Below are 22,760 nucleotides of genomic sequence, written 5' to 3' on the forward strand. Positions count from 1 at the left end.
GCACCGCTTGATAGAATCGTGCAAGAGAATGCGACGATCCGCGTCGCCACCGGCAAGGCAGCGCCCTATTTCCCCTGACATTCCCCAAAGCCGCAAAGGATCACTTCATGCGCTATCGTCAACTTGGCCCCAGCGGCCTTTTCGTTTCCGAACTGTGCCTGGGCACCATGACCTTCGGCGGCAGCGAAGGTATGTGGGGCCAGATCGGCCAGCTCAGGCAAGCCGAGGCCGACGCGCTGTTGAAGGCCGCCGTCGATGCCGGCGTCAACTTCATCGATACCGCCAACATCTATGCCCAGGGCGAAAGCGAGCGGATCCTCGGGCGGGCCGTGCGCAATCTCGGCCTCTCGCGCGACGATCTGGTGATCGCAACCAAGGTGCTCGGCCCGATGGGCGAAGGCCCCAATGCCTGCGGCGCCTCGCGCAAGCACATCCTCGACCAGTGCAAGGCCAGCCTGACGCGGCTGCAGCTCGACCATATCGACCTCTACCAGATCCACGGCTTCGACAGCGCGACGCCGATCGTCGAGACGCTGGAGGCGCTCGATACGCTCGTGCGGGCCGGGCACGTGCGCTACATCGGCCTTTCGAACTGGGCGGCCTGGCAGATCGTCAAGGCCGTGGGCATCGCGGAGGCGCGCAAGCTGGCGCCGATCCTCTCGCTGCAGGCCTATTACACGCTGGCCGGACGCGACCTCGAGCGAGAGGTGGTGCCGATGCTGCAATCGGAAGGCCTCGGCCTGATGGTCTGGAGCCCGCTGGCCGGCGGCTTCCTCTCGGGCAAGTACAGCCGCGAGGACGAAGCGGCGGGCGACGGACGGCGCGCCACGTTCGATTTCCCGCCGGTCGAGCGCGATCGCGGCTACGGCGTAATCGAGGCGATGCGACCGATTGCCGCCAGCCACGGCGTCAGCGTGGCGCAGATCGCCCTTGCATGGCTGCTGCACCAGCCGGTGGTAACCAGCGTCATCATCGGTGCGAAACGCCCCCACCAGCTCGCCGACAATCTCGCTGCCGTGGACGTGCGCCTGTCTGCCGAAGACCTCTCCGTACTGGACGAGGCCAGCAGGCTGCCCGCCGAATACCCCGGCTGGATGCTGGAACGGCAGGACGAATACCGCGCGCACATGATGGAAACCGGCCGATGAGCTGAAACGAGGTCGCCCCGTGCGAACAATAGTGGCACGGGGCGCCTGAACCCTGCTCGTCAGATTCGCGCCCGCACCTGGGCTCACCTCGCGCCGGAAGCAGCCATCAGAAACCCCAGCAGGACGTCCCACTCTTCGCGAACACGCGCCTCGACCAGATCAGGCGCCATGTTCGCATAGACTCTTATCTGGGATGCCGAAAAACTCGAAAACAGTGCCGCTTCGACGGTACCGATCTCTCGACCGGCCCCAACGATTGCCTGAAGCACCCCCCTCGACGACCGCCCCCGAAGATAGCGCAGTTGCGCCCCGAACGGGCTGAGCGACGGATCGCGCGCCACCGCCACGAACAATTCGTCGCCGCCTCTGCTGCTGGCCCCGCGACATATCATGTCGGTCAGGCTGTCCCGCACCGCTTGCGGATTCCGGGTATCGAATGCGGGCAGCGACGACGGCTTTCCATGTATGCGTTCGAGGTTGGCCGTATAAATACCTTCGAATGCCGCCTCGATCAGCGCCGACTTGGTGCGGAACTTGTGCGATACCGTGCCCAGCGTAAGACCGGCCCGTTCGGCGACCGCGCGGTGCGTCAGCCTGGCCACGCCGGAAATCCCGATCAGTTCCGCCGCCACGGCAACGATCCGCGCCGCGGTCTCATCGCGTTCAGGCAGGCTGGGCATCGACCTGATCGCCTCTTCCCGCGCGAACTCGCGCCATGGCGCGGCCGGCGTCGGACTGCCCGACAGCCATGCACCCAGGGCCCGTGCAGTTTCATCGAGCGCTGCACGGTCGATCATGCGGCGCCAGCGGATCATGTGCAGGAAGCTCTCGTTCTCGAACACGCGTTCGATCACGATCCGGCCCCGACCGAGACCGAATATCCTTGCGACTTCGCTCCAGAACCCGGCCCAGAGGTTGTCCCACCCCTTCGACACCTCGCCGAACGATGCATTGCGCAGGGCAAGCAATTGGCATTCGCGCCAGGCAAAGGCCAGACGGCGTTGCTCGTGGGCCCAGCCGTCGACGATCTGGGCAAAGAAACCCGGAAAGGCATCGGGCGCGCCGGCAAAGCCCGCAAGTTGCTGCAACTGCTCGTCGCACCAGCCCTTCGCCGAGGCCAGGGCCGCCTTTTGAGAAACATCCAACAACTGTTCCATGGAACCGAAGTAGTGATAAATCGACGAGACCGGGACGCCAGTGGCAACACTGATCTGGCGGGCCGAGATTCCCGCCGTTCCCTGCGTTTCCCATTGCTCCATGACCGCAGAAACAAAGCGATCATATGACGATTCTGCGACACTTTCAGGGCAGTTCATCAACGCTGTCACGATTTTTCTCCCGACCGAAGGACTAGCAGAACGCATCGCCGCAATCGAGCCACATACGCGCTTTCGCTGCGTATTTTTTGCCACGCCTCCCCTGTCACAAGACATACATACAACCGTTCTAGTCGCCCCCTGAAGTATCCAGGGGACCACATCCATGAAACTGAATTCCGCTTCTCGCCTGCTGCGCGCGACCGCCCTTGCCGGCGTCGCGGCGGCCGCTTTCACCCACGCGCAGATGGCCTGTGCGGAAGACGCAGCCGGAGCCGACGCCGAGCCGGACGACGCGATCGTCGTCACCGGGTCGATCCTCGCCTCGCAGCAGGCTTCGGTCGAAGCCAAGCGCAAAGCCATCAACATGACCGATATTGCCTCGGCCGACGCTGCCGCCCGCTTCCCGGACCAAAGCGCTGCCGGTGCCCTCGCCCGCCTGCCCGGCGTGGCCGTCCAGCGCGATCAGGGGCAGGAGCGCTACATCCAGGTGCGCGGCGCGCCCAACCGCTGGACCTCGGTCTCGATCGACGGCGTGCCCATGGTGGGCGTGGACGAAGGCGGCGACACGCGCGCCTTCCGCTTCGACGCGATCCCGGCGGTAATGCTGTCGGAAATGGTCATTAACAAGTCGCTGACCTCGAACCTGCAGGCTGATGCAATCGTCGCGACGATCGACCTCAAGACCTATTCGCCCCTCGATCGACTGGGCTTCCACGTCGATGGCGACGTTGGTTACGGCTTGATGGGCCACGGCGGCGGCCAGCAACGGCAGGGCTCGCTGCGCGTTTCATGGTCGAACGACAGTTTCGGTATCGTGCTGGGCGGATCGCACTACCTGCGCGACCAGATTACCGACAACCGCGAACCCGGCTACGACGACACCGGCGAGCCAACCACCTTCTCGGTCCGCAGCTACAAGCTGGAACGCTACAACAATGGCCTGTTCGGCGGCATCGAGTGGAGCCCCGAAGAGGGGCAGAAGCTCTATGCCAAGGTGATCTGGTCTGAATTCGCCGACAACGAGGAACGCAATCAGTACGACTTCGCTGTCAGCGGCGACACCGTCACCGGCATCAGCGGCATGTTCAACGACGGCAAGTACCGTAACCGCAACACGATCGGCTTGATCGGCGGCGACTACGATGACTTCAACGGCTTCACCGCCTCGTTCAAGGCCAACTACGCCAAGACCGTGAACACCACAGACCTGCCGCTGGTCCGTTCGAGCATGAGCACGGTCGGCGACATGACCTACACCCTCGACGATCCGCGCTTCCCGATCTTCTCCGACAACGATGGCTCGTTCAGCCAGACCAACCTGTCGCAGGCCGGCACGATCCTGCTGCCGCTCGAACAGCGCACCGAGTCGGACAGCTACACCGTCAAGTTCGACATGGCCAAGGAACTGGGCGATCTCACGCTTTCTGCAGGCCTGCTCTATGCCGACCGCGACATCGCGGGCAACGTCATGTCGACGAGCAGCTACGCGGCCATCGGCTATGTCGGTTCGCTGATCGGCCAGCCGTTCAACGTCAACGACTACGTGACATCCACTGGCTGGGACACGGACTATCCGCTCGGTCTTTCGCTCAACTATGTCGACAACAAGGCCATGCGCAGGGGCGCCGAAGCCACGCTGGCCGCGATGGAAGCGGCCGGACTGTTCGACCCCGCAGGCGTCATCGAAGACACCACCCGTTATAACCAGCGCGAAAAGACGCTGGCCGGCTATCTCATGGGCACGTTCGTCAAGGGCCCGCTGACAGTTGCCGGCGGCGTACGGATCGAAAACTACAGCATGGACAATGCGGGCTGGCTCAACATCGAAGGCGACTACACGCCCAAGGCCTATTCGGCGAGCAAGACCGACTTCTTCCCAAGCCTGAACATCCGATACGAGGCGTCTAACGACATCGTGCTGCGCCTGGCCGGCCAGCGCGGCGTGTCGCGCCCCGCCTACGGCGCCACGCGCGTGGGCGCGTCCGTAAACGATACGTCGAAAACGATCGAGGGCGGCAACCCGCTGCTCAAGCCCGAATATACCTGGGGCGTGGATACCAGCGTCGAATGGTACCTGCCCGGCAACGGCATTATCTCGGTCGGCGCGTTCTACCGCTGGGTCGACAACGTGCTCTACAGCGCCCAGGAAAGGGTGAATTCCGACTTCTACGACACCCCTGGCTTTGACACCCGCGCGGACTATCTCTTCTCGGGCCAGTACAACGGCAAAAGCGGCAAGCTCTACGGCGTGGAATTCAACGTCCAGAAGCAGTTCGACTTCCTGCCCGGCGCGCTTTCGGGCTTCGGCCTGCAGGGCAACCTGACTCTGCTCGATGGCGACTTCGAAGCGCCCGACAAGAACGGCGTACTGCAGACCTACGACTTCCAGGGCATGTCGCGCACCATCGCCAACGCTTCGCTCTTCTACGAGAAGTACGGCCTCTCGGCGCGCGTCAGCTACCAGTGGCGCAGCCACTGGCTCGACACGCTGGGCGGTCTGGGCAGCGGCGAATACCGCGCGGCCTACGAGAACCTCGACGTGACGCTGCGCTATGCCGTGACCGACGACTTCACGCTCTACGCCGATCTCGCGAACCTCACCAACGAGACCTACGTCGCCTACGCCGACTCGCTATCGCATCCGACCGAAGTCGAGCGGATCGGTGCTCGCTACCTGTTCGGCGTGCGCTTCAGCTACTGACGGAAAGGATCGGACCATGCACCTTTTCAAAGGTTCCGCCGCTCTCGTCGCGCTGGCCATTCTGGCGTCGTCTCCCGCGTTCGCGCGGGAGATGGCGACCGTCACGCGACTGGACAGCAAGACCGTCGAACTGGATCGCGGCGACACCACGCCCGTCTCGGTCTGGATCAGCGCCGACCAGCGGATCGACGATGGCGACCGACGCGTCACCGCGACGAGCAGCGACCGCAAGCTCAGGTTGGCGATCCCGGCCGACGAGCGCCGCTACGTGATCCTGCTCGGAGAGAACGGCCATACGACCGTCGTCGCCGAGCGGGTTCTCCCGCTCCAGCAGGGCAGCAACTTCCGCGACATCGGCGGCTACGTTACCAGGGACGGCAAGACCGTACGCTGGGACAAGGCTTTCCGCTCGGGCGCCATGCCCGTGCTGACCGATGCCGACTATGCGCTGATCGGCCAGCTCGACATCGACAGCGTCGTCGACCTGCGTTCGCTGGAAGAGCGCGAAGTCGCCCCCGATCTGGTCGACGACCGCACCGGAGCGCTGTTCATAGCCAACGACTATTCGCTGAAGCCCCTGATGGCCCGGTTCGCCAAGGGTAACGGCGAGAACATGTACAGCGGCATGGAAAAGATGCTGGTGCCCCAGTTCCGCTCGCTGTTCCGCCGCCTGCTCGCCGATGAAGGTGCGGTGATCTACCACTGCTCGGCAGGGCAGGACCGTACCGGCATTGCAACGGCGCTGATCTACGATGTGCTGGGCGTCGATCGCGAGACGATCCTGAAGGACTACCACCTCTCCACCGCGCTGCGCCGCACGCAATGGGAGATGCCCCAGGTCAATCCCGAGGACTATCCGAACAACCCGCTGGTGAAGATGTACATGGCCAGCGGCAAGGATAAGCCGATGAAGGCGAACCCGCTCTACACGCCGAGCGGTGCGTCGTACCTGGCCCAGTTCTTCACCTACCTCGATGCTACCTATGGCGGATCGGAAGGCTACCTGAAGCAGGAACTGGGACTGACCGACGCGGACATCGCGAAGCTGCGCGACATCATGCTCGACTGAAGGGGCACGGCCCCACCCTGCCGGCAAGGACAAACGATGTACGGCGCCTTTCGCAAGAAGGCGCCGTACATCGTTTTGATGCCAGGGCCGTTACATTGTGTGACTATTTGTAACACCTAGCCCCCTCCCCACTGTCGGGGAACCGTGTATGGTGCGATCCACGATGGCAGAATCGCGACAACTCCTTGCGCATGCCGAGAAAATTCACCCCCGGAGGCGAACCCAGTTGCAATCCCGGCATTTCCAAAAGGTACTGGTTGCCGCTGCTGCGGGGACACTGTGTTCATGCGCCGTGGGCCCGGATTACGTACCCCGCCAGGCAGCGCAGCTCGGCGTTCCGGATGACTGGTCGGTATCGGCATCGCCCGCGCCTTCCGATCTCACGCGCTGGTGGCGCCATTTCGATGACCCAGTCCTGACCGGGCTCGTCCAGCAGGCCGTGGCCGCCAATCCCGATCTCGAACAAGCCGTCGCGCGACTTCGGCAGGCCCGCGAAGCCCTTGTCGTCAGCCGCGCATCGCTGTTTCCCACGCTGGGCCTTTCGGGCGGCTACAACCGGACCGAGACACTCAAGGGCGGCGGCACCACGCTGACCCTGCCCGACGGTACCGTGAGCACGGTGGGCGGAGGCGGCAGCAACAGCTACTCGCTCGGGCTCGACGCCGGCTATCAGGTCGATCTGTTCGGCGGCAACCGGCGCTCGGTGCAGGCCAGCCGCGCCGATCTCGAGGCCGCCGGTTTCGACTATGCGTCCATGCTGGTCTCGATCGAAAGCGAAGTCGCGCGTAACTACGTCCTCGCCCGCGCCTATCAGGCACAGCTCGCGAATGCGAAAGCCAGCCTTGCCATTCAGGACGACAACCTGGAAATCGCCGGATACCGCGTGATGGCTGGCCTCGTTTCCTCGATGGATGGCGAACAGGCCCGCTCCAGCCGGGCACAGGCCGCCGCGAACATCCCTCAGATCGAGCAGCAATACAACGCCGCCGTCTCGCGCATCGGCGTGCTGACCGGGCAAGCCCCCGGCGCGGTCAAGCCGCTGATGGAGACCCCGCAGCCGATCCCGCAAGGCCCCGAGCAGATCGGCACCGGCATCCCCGCCGACATCCTGCGCCGCCGCCCTGATGTACGCGCCGCCGAACGCACGCTGGCCGGGGCCTCTGCACGGATTGGCGTTGCCAAGGCCCAGTTGTTCCCTGCCCTGACCATCAGCGGCAGCCTCGACACCAATGCAAGGACGTTCAGCGGCCTGTTCGACACGATCACTGGCGGCCTGTTCGCGGGGATCAGCCAGTCGCTCTTCGCCGGCGGTAGCTATGCCGCGCAAGTCCGGTCCAGCCGGGCTGCCGCCGACGGCGCCTTCGCCGCCTACAAGTCGACTGTCCTTGGCGCGCTCGAGGACGTGGAGAACGCCGTCGTCGCCCTCCATGCGGCGGAGGCGCGGGAGAAGCAGTTCACCATCGCCCTCGACGCGGCGAACAATTCGGCGATCTACGCGCGCTCGCAGTATCGTACCGGACTGACCGACTTCACGACACTCAACACCCAGGAAAGCGCCCTCGTTTCCGCCCGCGACGGCCTCGTCCAGGCCCGCAGCGACCGGGCCACCGCTCTCATCGCCCTGTTCGATGCACTGGGCGGCGGCTGGGATCCCGATACAGACTATTCCGCCGCGACCTTGCCTTCCGCAACGGGCCGCGAAACTAGCCGCGAAACTGGGCAGGACTGACGATGGCCGAAGAAAACCTCGACGAATTCCTCGGCAAGGTCGAGAAACCGGGCTTGCTGCGCCGGTGGAAACTGTGGGCCGGGCTCGCGGTGCTGGTGGTGCTCGGCCTGTTGCTGCTGCAATGGCTGGCAGGGCCCGGACCAGCCGGCTATGCCACCACCAAGGCCGAAACGGGACGCCTCGTCACCAGCGTCTCGGCAACCGGCAAGCTCGCGCCGACCAATCAGGTGACGGTGGGCTCGCAGCTTTCCGGCCTCGTCACCAAAGTGCTGGTGGACGTGAACGACCGCGTCGTTGCCGGCCAGCCCCTTGCCGAGATCGACCCCGAGACGATCGAGGACCAGATCCGGCAGAGCAAGGCGCAGCTTGCCGCCAACGAGGCCCAGGTCTCACAGGCGCGCGCCACGCTGGCGCAGTCGCAGGCGCAATATGCGCGGCTTGAGGAAGTCTCGCGCCTGTCGGGCGGCAAGGTTCCCTCGAAGACCGAGCTGCAGGCCGGACGCGCCGACATGGAGCGCGCGCAGGCCGCGCTCGACGTTGCCCGCGCCAATGTGCTCGCCTCGCAGGCCTCGCTCGCCCAGAACCGCACGCAGCGGGCGCGGGCGATCATCCTCTCCCCAGTTTCGGGCGTGGTTCTGGCCCGGCAGGTCGATCCCGGCCAGACGGTTGCCGCTTCTTTCAACACGCCGACCCTCTTCGTCATCGCCGAGGACCTGAGCGAAATGAAACTCGAGGTCGCCATCGACGAAGCAGATGTCGGCGCCGTCGAGGAAGGCCAGAAGGCGACCTTCACGGTCGATGCCTTTCCCGGCGAATCCTTTCCCGCAACGATCACCCGCGTCGAGATCGGTTCCAACCTCACGGCCTCTTCGGCCAGTTCCTCCAGCAGTTCGTCGAGTACCACGAGCACGACCGGGCAGGTGGTGTCCTATGCCGCGGACCTCTCGGTCGCCAATGCCGATTTCAAACTGCGTCCGGGCATGACGGCAACCGCGGACATCGTCACCTCCGACAAGTCCGGCGTGCTGCTGATCCCCAATGCAGCCTTGTCGTTCTCTCCCAATGGCCAGGACAAGGACGCGAACTCGGGAGGGATCATCAGCTTCGGTCCTCCCGGCCGCGACGAGAGCAAGAAATCGGCGACGATCGGGCGCGGCGCGCGCCAGACGATCTACGTGCTGGGCGCTGACGGCGTCCCTGCCCCGGTCGAAATCGTCACCGGCAACACCAACGGCCAGCAGACAGCCGTGGTTTCAGGCGACCTCAAGGCCGGCATGGAGGTGATCACCGGCAAGCTCGCCTCCGGCGCGGCGAACTGAAAAGGCCGCGCCGTGCCCGAAAACGAACCCCTGATTTCTCTGCGAGGCATCACCAAGGTCTTCGGTTCCGGCGCGAACGTGCTGGAAGCGCTCAAGGGCATCGACTTCGATGTCATGGACGGGGATTTCGTCGCCGTCATGGGCCCTTCCGGTTCGGGCAAGTCGACGATGATGAACATTCTGGGGTGCCTTGATGTCGCGACGGCGGGCGAATTCCTGTTCCGGGGCCATCACGTCGAAGCGCTCGACCGCGACCAGCGCGCCCTGCTGCGGCGCAAGTACCTCGGCTTCGTGTTTCAGGGCTTCAATCTGCTGGCGCGGACCTCGGCGCTGGAAAATGTCGAGCTGCCCCTGCTCTATCGCGGCGACAACAAGCACCAGCGCTACAACGCGGCAATGGCGGCGCTGGAAAAGGTCGGACTGTCCGACTGGGCCAGCCATACGCCGGGCGAGCTCTCGGGCGGACAACAACAGCGCGTCGCGATTGCCCGGGCGATCGTCACCAACCCGCAGGTCCTGCTCGCGGACGAGCCAACCGGCAATCTCGACAGTCAGCGCTCGATCGAGATCATGGAACTGCTCGCCGGGCTCAACCGGGACGGCATTACCGTGCTGATGGTGACACACGAGCCCGACATGGCCGCTTTCGCGCGCAAGATCGTCCACTTCAAGGACGGACTGATCGACAAGATCGAACAGGGTAACGGGCAACAGGCAGAGGCATAGAGATGCTGCGCACAGTCTTCCTGCTTTCGCTGCGTTCGATCCGCCGCCACGTGCTGCGCTCGCTGCTGACGATGCTCGGCATCGTCATCGGCGTGGCCGCGGTGGTGAGCATGGTGACGCTGGGTCAGGCGACGACGGCCGCGGTCACCGAACAGATCGCCTCGCTCGGCTCCAATATCCTGCAGGTCATGCCCGGCGGCGGCATCCGGCGCGGCGGCGGCGGTTCACGCCCAAGCGAGTTCGATTACGCCGATGTCGACGCGGTCCGCGAACAGGTCGGCGGTGTGGTCGCCATCGCCCCGCAGGCAACCACCACGGCCACGGCGATCTACGAAGGGGCCAACTGGTCCACCACGATCACCGGCACCACGACCGACTATTTCGACATCCAGCCCTGGCCGCTCGATGCCGGCCGCCTGTTTTCCGCAGGCGAGGAAAGCGCGGGCAAGGCCGTGTGCATCATCGGCTCGACCGTGCGCGAGAACCTGTTCCGCAACGTCGATCCGATCGGCAAGCGCTTTCGTATCAACGATGTAAGTTGCGACGTCGTTGGCCTGCTCTCGACCAAGGGCCAGGGCGGTTTTGGCAACGATCAGGACGATGCCGTCATCATGCCGATCAAGACGGTGCAGCGCCGCTTTCTGGGTACCACCAACGTGCGCACCATCGTGATCGGCGTCGACGATGCCTATTCGACCGATCAGGTGAAGGCGACCCTCAAGCGCGTCATGCGCAAGCAGCGCCACCTGACGCAGAACGAGGATGACGACTTCCACATCTTCGACACCAAGCAGATCTCCGACACCCTGACCCAGACGACCGGCATGCTGACCAGCATCGTTGCCGCCATCGCCGCGATCAGTCTCGTCGTCGGCGGCATCGGCATCATGAACATCATGCTCGTCTCGGTGACCGAACGCACCCGCGAGATCGGCATCCGCCTCGCCGTGGGCGCGGTGGCGAACGAGGTACTGATGCAGTTCCTTGTCGAAGCCGTGGTTCTGTCCTGCATCGGCGGGCTCATCGGTCTGGTCCTTGCCCAGATCGTGGTCGCCATCGCCATCCCGCTGATGGACCTGCCTTGGGTCTTCGACCTGCCGATCAACATCGGCGCCTTCCTCGTCTCGGCGGCGATCGGGGTGATCTTCGGCTATTTCCCGGCCCGGCGCGCGGCGAGCATGAACCCCATCGACGCCCTGCGCTACGAGTAGCGCGCCGCCGGCGCCTTGCCGCTGCGCGTTGTCCTTGCGAAGCGGTCGGCGAGAGCCGGATCAGTCTATGGGAATGCCCTGAGCCTCGAAGAAGGACCGCACCTCGGCCATTCCCTCGGCATGGGTCTTCCAGCGGCCGATGCCTTCGGCATTAAGACTGCGCCGGACTTGCGCGGCACTCGGCGTGGCGACCGCGGCGCGGTTCTCGTGGAACGCAAGGCAGGCCGGATCCCACGACAGGCCGCAGTGCTCCAGCAACCGGCGCGTCTCGACCTCCTGATCGTGCACCAGCGCCTCGTAGCCGAACTGAAGCACGCGGCCGGGATAGAGCCGGTCCCAGAATGCCATCAAGCGATCGAAACGGGCGTAATAGCGCGCCGTATCGAGCAGATCGTAGGAATAGGCATAATAGGCCGACTGGGTCGCGAAGAGATTGCGAAAATTGCTCCAGACCGTGTCCATCGGATTGCGTCGCAGACAGACGATGCGGGCATTCGGCAGGCTGCGGATGATGTGCCCTACGTGAAGGAAATTCGCCGGCAGCTTGTCGACATAGCGCGTGGCCCCCGCAGGCCGGTGATGTGCCGCGCGGACCAGATAGAGCTGGCCGATCTTGGCGGGATCGGCCGCCATCGCGGCCTGCGCGGTCTCCGGATCGATCACCTGCCGCGAGCGCGTGCCGGCAGCCTGCTTGACCGCCAGCGGCATCGCCTGGAGTTCCCCTGTAGAGGCAACCTCGGCATGCGACGAGAGGATACGGTCGACCAGCGTCGTGCCGGTTCTCGGCATGCCCACGACGAAGATCGAGGAAGCATCCGGTATCCCCGTCCTTGCCCCCGGATCGACGCGGGAAAATGCCGCTTCTATCGCATCGAAAATAGCCGCGTCCTGCGCGAAGTCGTAGCGGATCTGCCGCTTGTAGTCTGCATTGGCCGTGGACAGCGTGGCGAAGGCCCGGTCGGCCTCTCCGATGTCTTCGAGTTCCTTGGCCAGCGCATAGCGCAACCGCACGAGGTCCTGCGGATCGCGCGCGCGGGATGTCGCCACCTCGAGACGCGCCACATGATTTGCCTCGGGCATCTGCCGCGACAGGATCGCCAGACCGTAGTGACTGCGGGCATTGCCCGGATCGGCGGCAAGGATCGCTTCGTAGTGTCCGCGCGCCGCATCGACGCGGCCGGTGAAGCCGCACGCGGCGGCAAGGTTGTAGCGATAGTCAAGATTGTCGGGCTCGCGGGCAACGGCGCCTTCGAACGGCCGCACCGACGTCTCGTGATCGCCAAGCCGGGCCAGCACGCAGCCCACGGTATCGAGCGTGCGCGCATCGTCACTGCCCTGTTCGAGCGCCCGGCGCGCCGCCTCGGCGGCCTCCCCGTCACGCCGCAGGAGAATCAGCAGGCGCGCATTCTGGGCCAGGTACTCGGCATTGTCCCGATCGCACGCGAGCGCCCGCTCCAGCATCGGCAGCGCCTTGCCGACCTGACCAGCCTCGGCCGCCGTCATGGCCATCAGGAAATAGCCCTCGCCATCCTGGGGCCGCGCCCGGATCATCGCCTGCGCCGCCATGCCGGCAGCTTGCAGGTCGCCCCGCGCCAGCGCGTCGCGTGCCGACATCGCGCTCACGCCATATCCTCACTGAACGACGCTATCCGTTCGATCGTCCAGAAACACCCGACGATACCCGCGCCCGGCAGGTGCGCCCATCCGCACAGGTATCTTTCCATCCGGTCTCCGACATCCCTTTCCATGACATTTGTTCAGGGCACATATCATCCATTTACAGACATGCGAAATGCCCGCCAGGCGGGATCAGCTCAGCCCCAGCCAGCCTAGCATGACCATGCTGATGCCGCCCAGTGCCAGAAGCGAGGCAATCACCGTCACGGTGACCCGGCCGCCGGCCCTTGCCACGGTGCGGACATCGACGCCGAGCCCGAGCGCGGCCATCGACACGATGGTGAGCAGCGTCGCCGCCGTGCTCGCCGGTGCCAGCAGGACCTGCGGCACCCACCCGAAGGACCGGAACGCGACCAGCACCAGAAAGCCGATGATGAACCAAGGAACCAGATGATGGATCGGCGGACGGCCGCGCGCGGGTCGTTCGCCGGCCGTGACATGCGGAGCAGGCTCGTCTGTTTCCTCACGCAGGCCCGGCGTCACCATGGCCAGCACCAGACAGACCGGCCCCAGCATCAGCACGCGCACCAGCTTCACCAGCGTGCCCATCTGGATCGCCACGCTGCCGAACGGCGTTGCCGCCGCAAGCACCTGGGGCACCGCATAGACCGTGAGCCCTGCCAAGGCGCCATAGCCCAGCGCACTCATGTCCAATGCATGCCCGATGAGAGGCAACCCGAGTACCACAGCCACCCCCAGCACGGCGGTAAAGGCAATGGAGGCCGCCACATCGTCCCCGTCCGCGCCTATCACGGGCGCAACGGCGGCTATGGCGGAATTGCCGCAGATCGAATTGCCGCAGGCAACCAGAATGGCCATGCGCTTCGACAGACCCAGCATCCGCCCGACGCCGAAGCTGATGCCTATGGCGACGAACACGATCGCGGCAATGCAGGCCAGCAGGGCCGGCCCCGCTGCCATGATCGTGGCAGCACTGACCGACAGCCCAAGCAGGACCACGGCGATCTCCAGCAGAAGCTTCGCGCTGAACCCGATACCGGGAAACCACCGGGCGGAAGGCGTCCAGACCGTCCGGACCGCTGTGCCGATCAGGATCGCGAGCACCAGAGGCTCGATCCACGCTTGCCCGAAGATGGCTTCTTCCGCACGCGATGCCACTTCGGCGGCAAGAGTGACCACAACGCACAGACCGATACCGGGAAGCAGCCTGCGCCCTTGCCCGGCCAGGGAGGCAAGGCAGGAGGCCGCCGTGCCGCGCGAGGTATCGCCCAGCATCTGGTCGCAGGGTGCAGATCGAATGTCGTTAGCCGCAGGCAATGGCGGGGCCTCCTTTTCCAACCGGAGAGCAGGCAAAAGCACTGCCTCCGAATGAAAAATCGCCTTTTTGGCCAGACGCATCCAACGCGTTCTTGCGGTGATTCCCATAAGCAAAATCGATCATTCGACAGATCGATTTTGCTTATGATAATTATTTAATCAATCGTTTGGACTTATGCTTCTGAGAAGCAGACAAGCTGGCTGTCGCCCATGGGGTGGCGACGAGCGGCAGTTGCCGGAAAGCGCACGATGACACTCGAACAACTTCGCATCTTCATCTGCGTCGCCGAACGCGAGCACATGACGCGGGCGGCGGAGACGCTGAACTTGACCCAGTCCGCCGTCAGCTCCGCGATCGCCGCGCTGGAATCGCGTCATGACGTGCGCCTGTTCCACCGGGTCGGGCGCGGCATCGAGCTTACCGACACCGGCCGGGCTTTCCTGGCCGAAGCGCGTGCCGTGCTGGGCCGTGCCCACACCGCCGAACTGGCCCTCGCCGACTTCGCCGGTCTCGAACGCGGCACGCTTTCGCTGGTCGCCAGCCAGACCATCGCCAGCTACTGGCTGCCTGCGGTCCTGGCGCGTTTTTCGACACTTTACCCTCGGATCACCGTCCAGCTCGGCATTGCCAACACCGAGGGCGCAGCCGCCAAAGTCAGCGACGGCAGCGCGGAACTGGGCTTCGTCGAAGGCCTGATCGACGATCCGGCGCTGGCGCGCTGGCAGGTGGGGGAAGATGAACTGGCACTCGTCGGTAGCAGTCCGGTACCCGCCGACGCCGATCCGGACTGGATCCGCTCCGTGCCATGGGTCCTTCGCGAACCGGGGTCCGGAACCCGCTCGACCTTCGAGACGGCTCTGAAGGCGATGGGCATTGCCCCCGAAACGCTTCACGTCGCCATGACCCTGCCCTCGAACGAAGCCGTGCGCGGCGCGGTGGAGGCGGGCGTCGGCAACAGCGTGCTATCGACTCTGGTCGTCGATCCCTCGCTGCGCGCGAGGACGCTCCATCGTATCCCGCTGCAACTGGATCCGCGCCCCTTCTACGGCCTGCGACACAAGGAACGCTATCGCAGCAAGGCGGCGGACACGCTTCTCGACCTGCTGGCGGCACCGGCGTGAACCCGATCCCGTCTCGGAACGGCAGCCGTGACCGGCGATCTTGATCTGCATCAAGGCGCATATGCGCAAGTATGCATATGCAGATGGCATGGATACGCGAATCGATGACCTGCTGAGCGCGCTTGCTGAGCCCACGCGGCTACGCGCGTTACAGATCGTCTGGGACGGCGATGAGCATTGCGTCTGCGAACTGATGGACAAGCTGGGCGCCTCGCAATCGCGGATGTCCCGGCACATGGCCCGGCTGAAGGCCGCCGGCCTGCTTTCCGACCGCCGGGACGCGCAATGGGTCCGCTACCGGCGCAACCCGGATCTTCCCGCCGATTGGCTGAGGATCATCGAAACCGTACTTGCCGCGATGCCTGCCGTGCCCCGCGACGAATGCCGGAAGAAGGCCGCCTGACATGACCACGCTCGCTGCATCGCTGGGCCGGGCTCGCAAATCGCAAGGCGCCTGGATGGCGGGCCTTGCCGTCGCAGTCGTCCTCTGGTTCGCGATCTACCGGCAATTGCTGCCATTCGCGCAATGGCTGGTCGCCCGGTTGCCGATCGCCCCCGGCAGCCATCTGGCATCGTCGGTCGAGTTCTTCTTCTACGATACGCCCAAGGTGCTGATGCTGCTGACCCTGGTGGTCTTCGCCATGGGTGTGGTGCGCAGCTTCTTCTCCGCCGATCGCACCCGTGCGCTGCTTGCCGGTAAGCGCGAGGGGCTGGGCAATATAGCGGCCGCACACCTTGGCGTCCTCACGCCATTCTGCTCCTGTTCGGCGGTGCCGCTGTTCGTCGGCTTCGTCTCGGCCGGCGTGCCGCTCGGCGTGACCTTTTCTTTCCTGATCGCCGCCCCGATGGTGAACGAGATCGCGCTGGGCCTGCTTTTCGCACTGGTGGGATGGCAGGTCGCGCTCACCTACCTCGTCTTCGGCCTTTCCGTTGCCATCGTCTCGGGCTGGATCATCGGCCGCCTCCATCTGGAATCGTGGCTGGAGCCCTGGGTGCGCGAGGTGCGCGCCGGCGACGTCGATCTGGAAGACGAACATCTAAGCTGGATCGACCGCTTCGAGGCAGGCTGGGAGGCGGTCAGGGAGATCGTCGGCAAGGTCTGGTACTGGATGATCGCCGGCATCGCGGCCGGTGCCTTCATCCATGGCTATGTTCCGGAAGCGCTCCTCTCCGGGATCATGGGTTCGGGAAGCTGGTGGTCGGTTCCCGCCGCCGTTCTGCTCGGCATCCCGATGTATTCCAATGCCGCCGGCATCATCCCGGTGATCGAGGCGCTGCTGGGCAAGGGCGCGGCGATCGGCACCGTGCTGGCCTTCATGATGTCAGTAATCGCGCTGTCGCTTCCCGAGATGATCATCCTGCGCAAGGTCCTGAGCGCCCGATTGATCGCGGTGTTCATCGCGGTCGTCGCCAGCGGCATCCTGACCGTCGGCTTCCTGTTCAACGCACTCTATTCCTGAAAGGACTCACGCCGTGAAAGACATCAAGGTACTCGGCCCAGGCTGCAAGCGGTGCCAGACGACCGAAGACATGGTGAAGACCGCCGCCGCATCGCTTGGGCTGGACGTCGCTGTCGAAAAGGTCACCGACTATGCCGAGATGGCAAAATACGGGGTCCTTTCCACACCCGGCATCGTGATCGACGGCAAGGTCGTGCATGCCGGCGGCCTGCCGAAGGAAGACGATCTCAAGAAATGGCTGCAGGCATGATGCACTATTGCTGACGCGCCCGCAGCTTCCCGCTATGGGCGGGGCCATGGATACCCCTAGCCCCGAAACCCGCGGCCCCTGGCGCGTCGCCGCCCTGTACCATTTCACCCGTTTCGAGGACTTCGCCAGCCTGCGCGATCCGCTTGACAGCCTCTGTCGCGAACAGGGCATTCGCGGCACGCTGCTGCTGGCATCGGAAGGCATCAACGGCACAATTGCCGGCACCCCCGGGGGGATCGACAAGGTGCTGGAACATATCCGCGCATTGCCGGGCTGCGCCGACCTCGAAGTCAAGCTCTCGACCGCCTCCGCGATGCCGTTCCACCGCATGAAAGTGCGCCTCAAGCGCGAGATCGTGACGATGGGCGAGCCAGACATCGATCCGCGGGCGATCGTCGGCACCTATGTCGATCCGCAGGACTGGAATGCGCTGATTTCCGATCCCGACACGATCGTGATCGACACGCGCAACGACTACGAAGTGGCAGTGGGCACGTTCGTAGGAGCAATCGACCCGAAGACCGCCAGCTTCCGCGATTTCCCCGAATGGTTCCGCCGCGAACGCGCGCGTCTTCTCGATGCTAGCCGCCCCGGCAACGAGAAGACGCCGAAAGTCGCGATGTTCTGCACCGGCGGCATCCGGTGCGAGAAATCGACCGCGTTTCTGAAGCAGGAAGGGGTCGAGGAAGTCTATCACCTCAAGGGCGGCATCCTGAAGTATTTGGAAACCGTGCCCGAGGAACTGAGCCTCTGGCGCGGCGAGTGCTTCGTGTTCGACCAGCGGGTGACGATCGGCCACGGCCTCGTCGAGGGCAGCTACACCCTCTGCCACGCCTGCCGCCGTCCGGTCAGCGCGCAGGACGGCGCATCCCCCCTCTATGAAGCCGGCGTAAGCTGTCCCGCCTGCCATTCGGAGCGAACCGACGAACAGCGCGCGTCCTACCGTGAGCGCCAGCGCCAGGAGATGCTCGCCGCCGACCGGGGACAGGCCCATGTCGGCGCGGTGCAGGCCGATGACCGCAGCGACTGACCCCGTCCTCTACAGCTTCCGCCGCTGCCCTTATGCAATGCGGGCGCGGCTGGCGCTGGCGATCAGCGGCACGCGCTGCGAACTGCGCGAGGTCCAGCTCTCGGCAAAACCCCGCTCCATGCTGGACGCATCGCCCAAGGGGACAGTGCCCGTGCTCGTGCTGCCCGACGGCGAGGTGATCGACGAGAGCCTCGACATCATGCGCCGGGCGCTGGCCCGCCGGGACCCGGAAGACTGGCTCGCGCGCGAGGATGCAGCACTGATCGCCGAGAACGACGGCCCCTTCAAACGCGATCTCGACCGCTACAAGTATCCCGAACGCCATGGCTCCGAACCGCTCGCCCATCGCGAGAGCGCCATGGCCTTCCTGCGCCGGCTCGATGCACGGCTGGCCGACACGGGCCAGCTTTGCGGCCCCGTGCGCGGGCTCACGGACGCGGCGATCATGCCCTTCGTGCGGCAGTTCGCGGCAGTGGATCGCCTGTGGTTCGATGCCCAGCCGCTACCACATCTCGGGACATGGCTGGCCGGTCACCTCTCGTCTGGCCTGTTCGGGGCCATCATGATCCGGGTCACCCCCTGGTCACCCGGCGACCCTCCGATTGCCTTCGCATCTTCCCCCGAGGCCGCTTCCCGCTGAAGCCTTCCGGCGATCACGCCTTGCCCTCGGCAGGCAGCGGCGCGAATTCCCTGTCGTCATCGTCGGGTAGCTTCATCCGCTGCCGCCGCCAGTCTTCCTTGGCCTGCTCGATTCGGTCCCTGGAAGATGAGACGAAATTCCAGAACAGGAAGCGCGGGCCGATCGGCGCGCCGCCCAGAGCCATAAGCGTCGAACGCTCCTCGGCATGAACGGGAACGTCCCGTCCCGGTTCGAACACGGCCATCTGCCCGGCATGGACGCGCTGGCCGGCCAGTTCGGCCGTCCCCGCCGCCACGTAGATCGCCCGCTCCTCGTACTCGGCGGGCAAGATGCGCGAAGCTCCGGCCTCCATGTCCCAATGCATGTAGAACTGCGGCGAATGCACTTTGACGGCCGCGCGCATTCCCTCCGCCTCGCCCGCTATCAGACGCCCGCGAATGCCCTGTTCGTTCCAGGTCGGCAAGTCGGCGCCCTCATGGTGATAGAAGGCCGGATCGGTCTCTTCATCCTCCACCGGCAGCGCGACCCAGGCCTGTATGCCATGCATATGAGCGCCATGCGCCCGCGCATATTCGAACCGTTCGGAATGCGTGATACCGCTTCCCGCCACCATCCAGTTCACTTCGCCCGGCCGGATTTCCTGATGGAACCCCAGACTGTCACGATGGGTCAGCGCCCCGTCGTAGAGGTAAGTGACGGTCGACAGGCCGATATGCGGATGCGGCCTCACGTCGAGTTCCCGGGGAATGCCCGCGGCAAGGTCCACCGGCCCCATGTGGTCGAAGAAGATGTAGGGCCCCACCATGCGCCGTGCGTGGAAAGGCAGCACACGCCCGACTTCGAAGCCGCCGCCGAGATCGTGGGGCCGTTTGTCGATGATCCGCTCAATCATGCTCGCTCTCCCGAACCTGTCACTCCCGCAGTCAGCAGGCGGCAAGTTCCCTAGTCGTCGTCATGTCCTTCTCCTGCCAGCGTCTGCTCGATACGCCGGTCGGGAACCAGCCACATCGCCGCTACGCCGGCGAAAAAGGCGATGCCCAGCCATGGCGTGACCAGCAGGGCACTGCCAATGCCGAGCAGGTACAGCAGCGGCGAAAGCTTGCCCTTCATGTCCAGGCCGATCGCCCGGGCCAGCACGCTGTTGCGACCGTCCACGGCGATGATCGCCCGTTCCAGAACGAAATAGGCTATCGCGCAGCATAGCAGGTTCAGGCCGTAAAGCGCAGTCGGCCAGACGCCGAACTCGTTCTCGCCCATCCAGCCGGTCGTGAACGGAAGCAGCGACAGCCAGAACAGCAGGTGCAGGTTGGCCCAGAGCACGCCGCCGGTCACCCGCTTGGTGGCCTGCAGCATGTGATGGTGATTGTTCCAGTAGATGCCGATGTAGATGAAGCTGAGCACATAGCTCGAAAATATCGGCCAGAGCGCCAGCAACGCGGACGGCTGGGCATTGCCATGCGGGACTTTCAGTTCAAGGACCATGATCGTGATGATGATGGCCAGCACGCCGTCGCTGAATGCTTCGAGTCGGTTCGTCCGCATGCCAGGCCCTTCCGCACGATTGCAGCAGCAAGCCTAGTGGTGCACCCTGGCAGTTTCAATCGCACGTTCCCAATCACGCATGAACGGGAACCACGAAGCTGCTCCCGGCGTTCGGAAACCGTCACAAACCGGCACGCAATGCCGGGTATTCTGGCATGGCGAATCGCGCACGCGATCGCACTGTACCCTCGTGGAAACAATCCAACCCGCATGACGCCGGGCAACAGGAGATCATGTCATGACATCATCTCGTACCGAGACCTCTTCGTCCCCGATCACCCTGATGCAGCCCGAAGCCCCGTTCCTGCTCGGCATGCGAGCACTGGAAACGATCAGGGACTTCCAGATGCAATGGTGGGATAGCTGGGCCGCCATGCTGGGCCAGAGCGCCCCTTTCAGCGAGAAGGCCGAAGCCGCCCCCGCGGAAACACCGGAAGCAGCGCCATCGGAGACGCCTGCTCCCGCGGTTCAGACGTCCGAATCCGAAGCGCCCGAAGACGTATAGGGCACATTCGTCCCGATCATACGAGTGCCGGGAAGCCTCCCTCTCGGCACTCGTATTGATCCGAATGGACGGACCTGCCGTCACCCTGCAAGCCAAAGCGGCAAGGCAGCAGGCTGACATGCGCGCCCGCGTGCCTGCCCGAACCCGAGGAGGAAACGCGATGACGACTATGCGTGCGATGCAGCTCGATGCGCCTGGCACGCCGCTCCACATGGTCGAACGCCCCCTGCCCGAGCCCGGCCCGGGCGAGGTACGGATCGCCATCGCGGCCTGCGGCGTGTGCCGCACCGACCTGCATGTCGTCGACGGCGACATTCATGGAAACCTGCCGATCGTACCGGGCCATGAGATCGTCGGGCGCGTCGAGGCGGTCGGCACGGGCGTTTCCGGTCTTGCCATGGGCCAGCGCGTCGGTGTCCCATGGCTCGGGCATACCTGCGGGCATTGCCCTTATTGCGCCACCCACCGCGAGAACCTGTGCGACGATCCGGCCTTCACCGGCTTCACTCGTGACGGGGGCTTCGCCACGCATTGCATCGCCGATGCCCAATACTGTTTCACCATTCCCGAAACCTTCGACGACGTCCATGCCGCGCCGCTGCTTTGCGCGGGCCTGATCGGCTACCGCTCCTATCGCATGGCGAGCGAGGCTCCGGTGCTGGGCCTCTACGGCTTCGGCGCGGCCGCGCATATCCTGGCGCAACTTGCCGTGTGGCAGGGGCGCAAGGTCTTCGCCTTCACGCAGGAAGGCGACACGGCGACGCAGGACTTCGCCCGCACGCTCGGCTGTGCCTGGGCTGGTGCATCGTCCGAAATGCCGCCCGAACCGATGGACGCGGCGATCCTGTTCGCCCCGGTCGGCGCGCTCGTGCCACTGGCCCTCAAGGCCGTGAAGAAAGGCGGGCGCGTGGTCTGCGCAGGCATCCACATGTCCGACATCCCCGCCTTCCCTTATGCCGACTTGTGGGAAGAGCGCTCGATCGTCTCCGTGGCGAACCTGACACGGCAGGACGGCACGGAATTCCTCGATCTGGCCGCACAGGTGCCAATCCGGACGCACGTGACGCCAATGCCCTTGGCACAGGCCAACAGCGCGCTGGACCAGCTCCGCAGCGGCGACGTGGAAGGTGCGCTCGTTCTGGTTCCATAACCTGCGACCGCGCCTGACAGCGCTCTACACCGCCTTGTCGCCCGCTGTCCCGTTGGCCCAGATGAAGCGCAGCACCGGCTATCACATTGGAAAGACCGCATATGTCACGAATCCTGATCACTGGCTCCTCGGACGGTCTCGGACTGGAAGCGGGAAGGCAGCTCAGCGCCGACGGCCATGCCGTCGTCCTCCACGCCCGCAACGAGGCGCGAGCCGAGGCAGCGAGGCAATCGCTGCCGAACTGCGAGGCGGTGGTCCGCGCGGACGTCTCCACGCTCGCCGGAATGCACGCGCTGGCGGAACAGATCACCGGTCTCGGCACGTTCGACGCGGTGATCCACAATGTCGGGGTCGGCTACGGCGGCGGGCACATCGTCACGCCCGACGGGTTCGAGCGCATCTTCGCCGTCAACGTCGTCGCCCCTTTCGTGCTGACGGCAACCACGCCCCGGCCGCGACGCCTGATCTATCTCAGCTCGGAAATGCACGTCGACGGGAATCCCGACTTGTCCGACCCGATGTGGGAGACCCGTCGCTGGAACGGCGTGCAGGCCTATTGCGACAGCAAGCTCTACGACACGATGCTGGCGATCGCGCTGGCCGGACGCTGGAGCGACGTGCGCGTCAACGCCGTCGACCCCGGCTGGATCGCAACGAAAATGGGTGGTGCCAATGCCCCCGGCAAACTCGCGGACGGGGCGCGAACGCAAGTCTGGCTGGCAGCCGGCGATGCCCCCGAGGCAACGGTTACGGGCGGCTATTTCCACGACATGCGCCAGTCTCGGGCCTGCGCGGCGGTCTATGACGAGGATGCACAGAAGCGCCTTGTCGACTACCTCGAAAGGATCACCGGAATCTCCCTGCCCGATTGACCCCGCCCCGGC

General features: G+C 64.9%; 21 protein-coding genes. 16 read left to right on the plus strand and 5 right to left on the minus strand.

Annotated elements, in window-relative coordinates:
* The first annotated feature begins 107 nt into the window (after nt 1-107).
* Nucleotides 108-1,148, plus strand: a complete 1,041-nt coding sequence (locus NZK81_RS04100) for an aldo/keto reductase (protein WP_260044159.1) — start codon at nt 108-110, stop codon at nt 1,146-1,148.
* Nucleotides 1,149-1,231: 83 nt separating this feature from the next.
* Here NZK81_RS04100 and NZK81_RS04105 read toward each other — a convergent pair whose 3' ends face one another.
* The gene (locus NZK81_RS04105; protein WP_260044161.1) at nt 1,232-2,560 is read right to left on the minus strand and encodes a TetR/AcrR family transcriptional regulator; all 1,329 of its coding nucleotides are present in this window, start codon (nt 2,558-2,560) and stop codon (nt 1,232-1,234) included.
* A 70-nt stretch (nt 2,561-2,630) separates the two neighbouring features.
* On the opposite strand from NZK81_RS04105, the gene NZK81_RS04110 reads away from it, so the two are divergent.
* The 6 genes from NZK81_RS04110 to NZK81_RS04135 all read left to right on the plus strand — a co-directional run bounded on the left by NZK81_RS04110 (nt 2,631) and on the right by NZK81_RS04135 (nt 11,222).
* Complete coding sequence (locus tag NZK81_RS04110) at nt 2,631-5,168, plus strand: TonB-dependent receptor (RefSeq protein ID WP_260044163.1); 2,538 nt, start codon at nt 2,631-2,633, stop codon at nt 5,166-5,168.
* A 16-nt stretch (nt 5,169-5,184) separates the two neighbouring features.
* Nucleotides 5,185-6,237, plus strand: a complete 1,053-nt coding sequence (locus NZK81_RS04115; RefSeq protein WP_260044165.1) for a tyrosine-protein phosphatase — start codon at nt 5,185-5,187, stop codon at nt 6,235-6,237.
* A 226-nt stretch (nt 6,238-6,463) separates the two neighbouring features.
* Nucleotides 6,464-7,966 carry an efflux transporter outer membrane subunit gene (locus NZK81_RS04120; RefSeq protein ID WP_419181648.1) on the plus strand — a complete coding sequence of 501 codons (1,503 nt, stop codon included), beginning with the start codon at nt 6,464-6,466 and terminating at the stop codon, nt 7,964-7,966.
* A 2-nt stretch (nt 7,967-7,968) separates the two neighbouring features.
* A complete protein-coding gene (locus NZK81_RS04125) occupies nt 7,969-9,285 on the plus strand; it encodes an efflux RND transporter periplasmic adaptor subunit (RefSeq protein ID WP_260044169.1) in 1,317 nt (438 codons plus the stop codon).
* Between the two features lie 12 nt (nt 9,286-9,297).
* Nucleotides 9,298-10,011, plus strand: coding sequence for an ABC transporter ATP-binding protein (locus tag NZK81_RS04130; RefSeq protein ID WP_260044171.1), 714 nt, complete (start codon nt 9,298-9,300; stop codon nt 10,009-10,011).
* A gap of 2 nt (nt 10,012-10,013) precedes the next feature.
* Nucleotides 10,014-11,222 carry an ABC transporter permease gene (locus tag NZK81_RS04135; protein ID WP_260044173.1) on the plus strand — a complete coding sequence of 403 codons (1,209 nt, stop codon included), beginning with the start codon at nt 10,014-10,016 and terminating at the stop codon, nt 11,220-11,222.
* A gap of 60 nt (nt 11,223-11,282) precedes the next feature.
* Here NZK81_RS04135 and NZK81_RS04140 read toward each other — a convergent pair whose 3' ends face one another.
* Together NZK81_RS04140 and NZK81_RS04145 are read right to left on the minus strand one after the other, a co-directional pair.
* A complete protein-coding gene (locus tag NZK81_RS04140; protein WP_260044696.1) occupies nt 11,283-12,836 on the minus strand; it encodes a tetratricopeptide repeat-containing sulfotransferase family protein in 1,554 nt (517 codons plus the stop codon).
* Nucleotides 12,837-13,031: 195 nt separating this feature from the next.
* Nucleotides 13,032-14,177: a YeiH family protein gene (locus NZK81_RS04145; protein WP_260044175.1), complete on the minus strand. Its 1,146-nt coding sequence runs from the start codon at nt 14,175-14,177 to the stop codon at nt 13,032-13,034.
* Between the two features lie 249 nt (nt 14,178-14,426).
* Between NZK81_RS04145 and NZK81_RS04150 the strand changes: the two genes are divergently transcribed.
* From NZK81_RS04150 to NZK81_RS04175, 6 genes are all read left to right on the plus strand, one after another.
* A complete protein-coding gene (locus NZK81_RS04150; RefSeq protein WP_260044176.1) occupies nt 14,427-15,299 on the plus strand; it encodes a LysR family transcriptional regulator in 873 nt (290 codons plus the stop codon).
* 88 nt (nt 15,300-15,387) lie between these two features.
* A complete protein-coding gene (locus NZK81_RS04155; RefSeq protein WP_260044179.1) occupies nt 15,388-15,702 on the plus strand; it encodes an ArsR/SmtB family transcription factor in 315 nt (104 codons plus the stop codon).
* Nucleotide 15,703: 1 nt separating this feature from the next.
* On the plus strand, nt 15,704-16,759 hold the full coding sequence (locus NZK81_RS04160) for a permease (protein WP_260044181.1): 1,056 nt from the start codon (nt 15,704-15,706) through the stop codon (nt 16,757-16,759).
* 13 nt (nt 16,760-16,772) lie between these two features.
* Nucleotides 16,773-17,009, plus strand: a complete 237-nt coding sequence (locus NZK81_RS04165) for a thioredoxin family protein (RefSeq protein ID WP_260044182.1) — start codon at nt 16,773-16,775, stop codon at nt 17,007-17,009.
* Nucleotides 17,010-17,055: 46 nt separating this feature from the next.
* Nucleotides 17,056-18,039 carry an oxygen-dependent tRNA uridine(34) hydroxylase TrhO gene (trhO, locus tag NZK81_RS04170; RefSeq protein ID WP_260044184.1) on the plus strand — a complete coding sequence of 328 codons (984 nt, stop codon included), beginning with the start codon at nt 17,056-17,058 and terminating at the stop codon, nt 18,037-18,039.
* The gene (locus NZK81_RS04175) at nt 18,023-18,679 is read left to right on the plus strand and encodes a glutathione S-transferase (protein WP_260044186.1); all 657 of its coding nucleotides are present in this window, start codon (nt 18,023-18,025) and stop codon (nt 18,677-18,679) included. The genes trhO and NZK81_RS04175 overlap by 17 nt, the downstream gene beginning before the upstream one ends.
* A gap of 13 nt (nt 18,680-18,692) precedes the next feature.
* Here NZK81_RS04175 and NZK81_RS04180 read toward each other — a convergent pair whose 3' ends face one another.
* Together NZK81_RS04180 and NZK81_RS04185 are read right to left on the minus strand one after the other, a co-directional pair.
* Entirely contained in the window at nt 18,693-19,571 is an 879-nt protein-coding gene (locus NZK81_RS04180) for a pirin family protein (RefSeq protein WP_260044188.1), read from the minus strand.
* A gap of 50 nt (nt 19,572-19,621) precedes the next feature.
* A complete protein-coding gene (locus NZK81_RS04185) occupies nt 19,622-20,221 on the minus strand; it encodes a TMEM175 family protein (RefSeq protein ID WP_260044190.1) in 600 nt (199 codons plus the stop codon).
* 238 nt (nt 20,222-20,459) lie between these two features.
* Here NZK81_RS04185 and NZK81_RS04190 point away from each other — a divergent pair, with 238 nt between their 5' ends.
* From NZK81_RS04190 to NZK81_RS04200, 3 genes are all read left to right on the plus strand, one after another.
* Nucleotides 20,460-20,726, plus strand: coding sequence for a hypothetical protein (locus tag NZK81_RS04190; RefSeq protein WP_260044191.1), 267 nt, complete (start codon nt 20,460-20,462; stop codon nt 20,724-20,726).
* 169 nt (nt 20,727-20,895) lie between these two features.
* Complete coding sequence (locus NZK81_RS04195; protein ID WP_419181654.1) at nt 20,896-21,876, plus strand: zinc-dependent alcohol dehydrogenase family protein; 981 nt, start codon at nt 20,896-20,898, stop codon at nt 21,874-21,876.
* Between the two features lie 101 nt (nt 21,877-21,977).
* Nucleotides 21,978-22,748, plus strand: a complete 771-nt coding sequence (locus tag NZK81_RS04200; RefSeq protein WP_260044194.1) for an SDR family NAD(P)-dependent oxidoreductase — start codon at nt 21,978-21,980, stop codon at nt 22,746-22,748.
* Nucleotides 22,749-22,760: the final 12 nt, after the last annotated feature.

Origin of the sequence: Novosphingobium mangrovisedimenti (assembly GCF_025153475.1) — a bacterium.
Taxonomy (GTDB): Bacteria; Pseudomonadota; Alphaproteobacteria; order Sphingomonadales; family Sphingomonadaceae; genus Novosphingobium; species Novosphingobium mangrovi_A.

Coding starts and splice junctions, on each gene's coding strand:
- NZK81_RS04100 (WP_260044159.1), top strand. CDS start 108: ATGCGCTATCGTCAACTTGGCCCCAGCGGCCTTTTCGTTTCCGAACTG.
- NZK81_RS04110 (WP_260044163.1), top strand. CDS start 2,631: ATGAAACTGAATTCCGCTTCTCGCCTGCTGCGCGCGACCGCCCTTGCC.
- NZK81_RS04115 (WP_260044165.1), top strand. CDS start 5,185: ATGCACCTTTTCAAAGGTTCCGCCGCTCTCGTCGCGCTGGCCATTCTG.
- NZK81_RS04125 (WP_260044169.1), top strand. CDS start 7,969: ATGGCCGAAGAAAACCTCGACGAATTCCTCGGCAAGGTCGAGAAACCG.
- NZK81_RS04135 (WP_260044173.1), top strand. CDS start 10,014: ATGCTGCGCACAGTCTTCCTGCTTTCGCTGCGTTCGATCCGCCGCCAC.
- NZK81_RS04140 (WP_260044696.1), bottom strand. CDS start 12,836: ATGTCGGCACGCGACGCGCTGGCGCGGGGCGACCTGCAAGCTGCCGGC.
- NZK81_RS04150 (WP_260044176.1), top strand. CDS start 14,427: ATGACACTCGAACAACTTCGCATCTTCATCTGCGTCGCCGAACGCGAG.
- NZK81_RS04155 (WP_260044179.1), top strand. CDS start 15,388: ATGGATACGCGAATCGATGACCTGCTGAGCGCGCTTGCTGAGCCCACG.
- NZK81_RS04160 (WP_260044181.1), top strand. CDS start 15,704: ATGACCACGCTCGCTGCATCGCTGGGCCGGGCTCGCAAATCGCAAGGC.
- trhO (WP_260044184.1), top strand. CDS start 17,056: ATGGATACCCCTAGCCCCGAAACCCGCGGCCCCTGGCGCGTCGCCGCC.
- NZK81_RS04175 (WP_260044186.1), top strand. CDS start 18,023: ATGACCGCAGCGACTGACCCCGTCCTCTACAGCTTCCGCCGCTGCCCT.
- NZK81_RS04180 (WP_260044188.1), bottom strand. CDS start 19,571: ATGATTGAGCGGATCATCGACAAACGGCCCCACGATCTCGGCGGCGGC.
- NZK81_RS04185 (WP_260044190.1), bottom strand. CDS start 20,221: ATGCGGACGAACCGACTCGAAGCATTCAGCGACGGCGTGCTGGCCATC.
- NZK81_RS04190 (WP_260044191.1), top strand. CDS start 20,460: ATGACATCATCTCGTACCGAGACCTCTTCGTCCCCGATCACCCTGATG.
- NZK81_RS04195 (WP_419181654.1), top strand. CDS start 20,896: ATGCGTGCGATGCAGCTCGATGCGCCTGGCACGCCGCTCCACATGGTC.
- NZK81_RS04200 (WP_260044194.1), top strand. CDS start 21,978: ATGTCACGAATCCTGATCACTGGCTCCTCGGACGGTCTCGGACTGGAA.